The organism is Bradyrhizobium sp., assembly GCF_030697065.1.
Classification (GTDB): Bacteria; Pseudomonadota; Alphaproteobacteria; order Rhizobiales; family Xanthobacteraceae; genus Bradyrhizobium.
Map to the genome: position 1 here is coordinate 1 of NZ_JAUYQU010000281.1, position 5,070 is coordinate 5,070.

Genomic DNA, 5,070 nt, shown 5'->3' on the forward strand with positions numbered 1-5,070 from the left:
GTTGCTGATGACGAACTCCATGCGGGCAAGCCCGACACCGTCCGCGGCAATTCGCCACCATCGGAACGCCGCTGCGGGGTTGCCGAGGTTGAGCATGATCTGGGTGCGGGTCGGAGGCAGGTTGCTGAAGTCAAGCTTCTCGACCTCGTATTCGGCGAGACCTTCGTAGACGAAGCCCTGATCTCCCTCGGCGCAGGATGCCGTGACCTCCTGCCCGTCGGACAAGACTTGCGTCGCATCGCCGGTACCCACAATGGCCGGCAGGCCGAGTTCGCGGCTGACGATAGCGGCGTGCGAGGTGCGTCCGCCGCGATCGGTAACGATCGCCGCAGCCCGCTTCATGATCGGCACCCAATCGGGGTCGGTATTCTGCGTCACCAGGATGGCGCCATCGACGAAGCGATCGATGTCGCGGGCGCTCTCAATCAGGCAGACAGACCCGGTCACGATCGCTTCGCCGATGCTCAGGCCAGTGACAAGCGTCCGACCCTTCGATTTGATTCGATAGGATCTGTACTCGCCCACCTCCTTGCGCGATTGCACTGTCTCGGGCCGCGCCTGCACGATGAACAGCGCGCCGCTCTCGCCGTCCTTGGCCCATTCGACGTCCATCGGGCAGCCGTAATGGTCCTCGATCACACAGCCCCAGCGGCCGAGTGTGAGGATATCCTGGTCCGTCAGGACGAATGCGGCACGTTCCGCCCTGGAGGTCGGCACCGTACGGGTGGGCCGATCGCCTTCCCGGGCATAGATCATCTTCTGTGCCTTGCCGCCCAGCCGCTTCTCGACGATCGGCGTCAGGGAATGCTGCGACAGCAGCGGCTTGAATACCTGATACTCATCGGGATCGACCGTGCCCTGGACCACGGTCTCCCCCAGTCCCCAGGCGGCATCGATCACCACGATCTTGTCGAAACCGGTCTCGGTGTCGATCGTGAACATGACCCCGGCGCTGCCGACGTCCGAGCGCACCATGGTCTGAACGCCGACCGAAAGCGCGACCTTCAGGTGATCGAAGCCTTTGGTCTGCCGGTAACTGATGGCGCGGTCGGTGAAGAGCGACGCAAAGCAACGCTGGCAGGCGTCGAGCAATGCCGCTTCGCCGCGAACGTTGAGGAACGTCTCCTGCTGTCCGGCAAAACTGGCGTCCGGAAGGTCTTCGGCCGTCGCGCTCGACCGCACGGCGACATCGGCATCCGGCCTGGCGACACGCCGGCAAAGTTCCCTGTAGGCGCCGCCGATGGCGGCGGCCGTGTCCTTTGGCCATTCGCCGCGAAGGATGGCGCGCCGGATCGACTGTCCGGCTTCGGGCAGCGTAGTCCGGCCCGCCTGCAGGTCGTCTAGCGTGGTTGCGATGAATTCTCTCAGCTGGTTGGAATCGATGAAGCGCCAAAAGGCCCGGGCGTGGGTCGCAAAACCCGGCGGAACCGCGACGCCCCGTTCGCCGAGATGGCTCACCATCTCGCCGAGCGACGCATTCTTCCCGCCGACCAGCGCGACATCGGCGCGCCCCAGCTGCTCGAACCAGATTACCTCGTCAGTTCGTGTGGGCATCGCGTCCTCCTTGTCATGGCCTTGCGGTTTTCGACAGCAGACTTCTGCCAAAGCGAACCAACGCAGGTTGGAATGATCGGGGGCATCCGCCGCAAACGCATTGACTTGCATCAAGAACCACACTTCGCGGAGTGCGTTTATCGACGAGCGCAGCGCTTGGCGGTGTTGCGGTCAGAATGATCCTGTCACATTGGCGAGGATGAGGATCGCAAGGAGTGCCACCAGGGGAACCGCGCACGCCACGACGAAGATGTCCTTGTAGGCCTCCCGATGCGTCATGTTGCACACCGACAGCAGCGTAATCACGGCACCGTTATGGGGGAGAGCATCGAGACCTCCGGTGGCGATCGCGGTGACCCTGTGAAGGAGATCCGGATGGATCCCGGCCGCCCGGCCGAGTTCGAGATAAGTGGCGCCGAGTGTCTGCAGTGCGATGCTCATGCCGCCTGACGCCGATCCGGTGATACCCGCGAGGATATTGACGGCTACCGCCAGCGAGATCAGCGGATTGCCCGGCGCAATCCCAAGTACCGCGTCGCGAACGATGTCGAAGGCCGACAGCGAGGCGATCACGGCGCCGAAGCCCACCAGAGAGGCGGTGTTGAAGGCAGGACCCGTCGCGGCATTGGCGCCATCGCCGAGCGTCTGCTTAAGGTTCGGCAAACGGCCGCGGTTGAGAACGGCCATGACACTGACGGAGATGGCCAGGGCAAGCAGGATGGCCCAAACACCCCGGACGGCGCCGAAGCTGACGCCGCCGTAGCGCTTCTCCGCCAGATAGCCGGTGTCGAGCATCGGCAGCAGGATCGTCGCGAGCAGGAAATTGAGAACGACGACCAGGACGATCGGCAGCGCCGCGATCCAGACAGGCGGCAGTTCGCCGGAGCGCTGTTCACCGAGCCCGGTGAGGTCGAAGCCTTCGCCCTGGGCGAGTTCGCGCAACTCCTTCGGCGGGCGACTGCGAATTTCGGCGCATGCGGGCACCGCTCCACTCCAGGACGTGGCACGGCGCATGATCCACAAGAGCCCGAGACCCAGCATGATGGCGCCTGCAATGATGCCAATGCCAGGAGCCGCGAACGCGGTCGTGCCGAAGTAGGGCATCGGTATGGCATTCTGAATGGCGGGTGTTCCCGGCAGCGCAGTCATCGTGAAGGTGAAGGCGCCGAGCGCGATGGAAGCCGGGATCAAGGTGCGCGGCAACCGCGCACGCTCGAACATCGCCGCGGCGATCGGATAGACCGCGAAAGCCACGACGAACAAGGACACTCCGCCATAGGTGAGAACGGCACAGGCCAGCACGATGGCCGGGATCGTATTCACCTCGCCGAGACGCGCGACAATGGCTTCGGCCAGGGCGCGGGCGGAGCCGGTGTCCTCCATCAGCTTGTCGAACAGCGCGCCGAGCAGAAACAAGGGAAAGAACTGGACGATGAAGGACCCCATCGCCGGCATGAAGATCTGGGTATAGGAGGCCAGTAGCGGCGCGCCGCCGAGCAGGACCGCCACCAGCGCCATGAGTGGAGCGAGCAGCAGCACCGAGAAGCCGCGGTATGAAAGATAGATCAGGAGCCCCAGAGCGATGAGGATGCCGAGAATTCCAACCATGTTCTTCTCCAGGCCATCGATCGGTCAGGGCCTCGTTCCGACAGGCTATACGTCCCGGACGCGAGGCGCCTGCCGAGATCGAACAGAGCCATGCGTCCACCGCTGCGCCGCGATTCCAGGTTGGTGTCACCCATGGACTTCCCAGGCAGCTTGCGCAAGGCAGCCCGTTTCTGCCCATGTGCTGCATCCAGTCGGATGCGGAATCCAGGATTTGGCGCTCCAGGAACAGGCCTAGTTGCTCTGCCGTTCGCCAGGCGCTTCGGATTTCAGCATCCGCTCCAGGGTTTCCAGCCGGTCCGCCTCGTGCGGCGGCTTGTCCCAGCGCAGCCGGTTGATGCGGGGAAACCGCATCGCCACGCCGGATTTGTGCCGCGGCGAGCGCGCCAGGCCCTCGAACGCGACTTCCAGCACCAGCCCCTGATCGGGCGCGTGCACCACATGCCGCACGGGCCCGAATTTCTCCGTGGTGTTGCGCCGGACGAAACGGTCGATCTGCAACAGCTCCTCGTCGGTGAAACCGAAATAGGCCTTGCCGACCGGCACCAGTTGCTCGCCGTCGTCGCCGGAGGTCCAGACCCCGAAAGTATAGTCCGAATAATAGGACGAGCGCTTGCCGTGGCCGCGCTGCGCATACATCAGCACGGCGTCGATCAGATGCGGATCGCGCTTCCATTTCCACCACTGCCCCTTCGGCCGGCCGGGCAGATAAAGCGCGTCGCGGCGTTTCAGCATCACGCCCTCGACCGCCTCGGAATCTTCGCCGGCCCCGGCGCCGGCGGGATCGGCGCGGGCGGCGGTGAGAGCGTCCCAGCCGTCGAATTCAATCACCGGCGACAAGTCGACCTTGCCATCGCCGAGTCTGGCGATGAAGGCCTCCAGCCGCTGCCTTCGTTCGACGAACGGCAGCATGCGCAGATCGTCGCCGCCTTCGCCGAGCAGATCATAGGCGCGCAGATGGATCGGAAACTCCTTTGTCAGCTTCGGCGACACCGCTTTCCGGTTCAGGCGCTGCTGCAGCACGTTGAAGGTCTGCACCCGGCCCTCGCGCAGCACCAGCAACTCGCCGTCGATGGCGCCGGACAGATGCAGCGACGGCAGCAGATCGGGAAAGCTTTTGGTAATGTCCTCGCCGCTGCGCGAATACAGCCGCGCCTGGATCCGGCCATCCGCGTCGTGGCCGCTCACCGCCTGCACCCGGATGCCGTCCCATTTCCATTCCGCGATGAAATCGGCGGCGTCCAGATTGACGAAGTCCGCGTCCTCGATCGCATGCGCCAGCATCACGGGGCGGAACGGCGTGGGGTCGAGATTTTCTGGCGCTTCGGCGCGGCCTTCCAGCCACGCGAACAGATCGAGATAGGGCGGTTCGAGGCCCGGCCACATCAGTTCGACGTCGTGCGGATCCTTGTCGCCGAGCGCCGCCGCGGCGGTCTTGGCGAGCCGCGCCGAAATCCCGATCCGCATCGCGCCGGTGACGAGTTTCAACAGCGCCCAGCGGCCGGTCTCGTCCAGCTCGTCGAGCCAGCGCGACAGCTGTTTCGGCAGTTCTGTCTTGCCGAGCGTGCGCAGCGTGGTGACGACCTCGGCAAGGGTGGGAGGAGGCGGGTTGTTGTGGCCAGGTGCAATCTTCTCCCCTCCCTCCGCGAGCGCGGGTGTTTTCCCCCCTCCTCCCGCGAGCGCAGCGAGTGGTGGGGAGGGGTCGGGGGTGGGGGGTCTATCAGCGCGTTCTTCTGGCAGTGAGCTTGCGGAAACACCGCCCACCCCCGACCCCTCCCCACCACGCGCAAGAGCGCGCGGGGGGAGGGGGGAAGCCTTCGGCCACATCAGCGCCACCGTCTCCGAGAGGTCGCCGACGTAATCATACGACAGCGCGAACAGCACGGGGTCGGTGCGGTCGGCGATCAGGTT

General features: G+C 65.0%; 3 protein-coding genes. All 3 read right to left on the reverse strand.

Going from position 1 to position 5,070, the window contains the following annotated elements; genetic code table 11:
* A partial coding sequence (gene ppsA / locus Q8R73_RS22110; RefSeq protein ID WP_305721678.1) for a phosphoenolpyruvate synthase occupies window positions 1-1,554 on the reverse strand: 1,554 nt, incomplete at its 3' end.
* Window positions 1,555-1,725: 171 nt separating this feature from the next.
* A complete protein-coding gene (locus Q8R73_RS22115; RefSeq protein ID WP_305721679.1) occupies window positions 1,726-3,162 on the reverse strand; it encodes a GntP family permease in 1,437 nt (478 codons plus the stop codon).
* Window positions 3,163-3,393: 231 nt separating this feature from the next.
* The coding region (locus tag Q8R73_RS22120; protein WP_305721680.1) for a cisplatin damage response ATP-dependent DNA ligase at window positions 3,394-5,070 on the reverse strand (1,677 nt) is incomplete at its 5' end.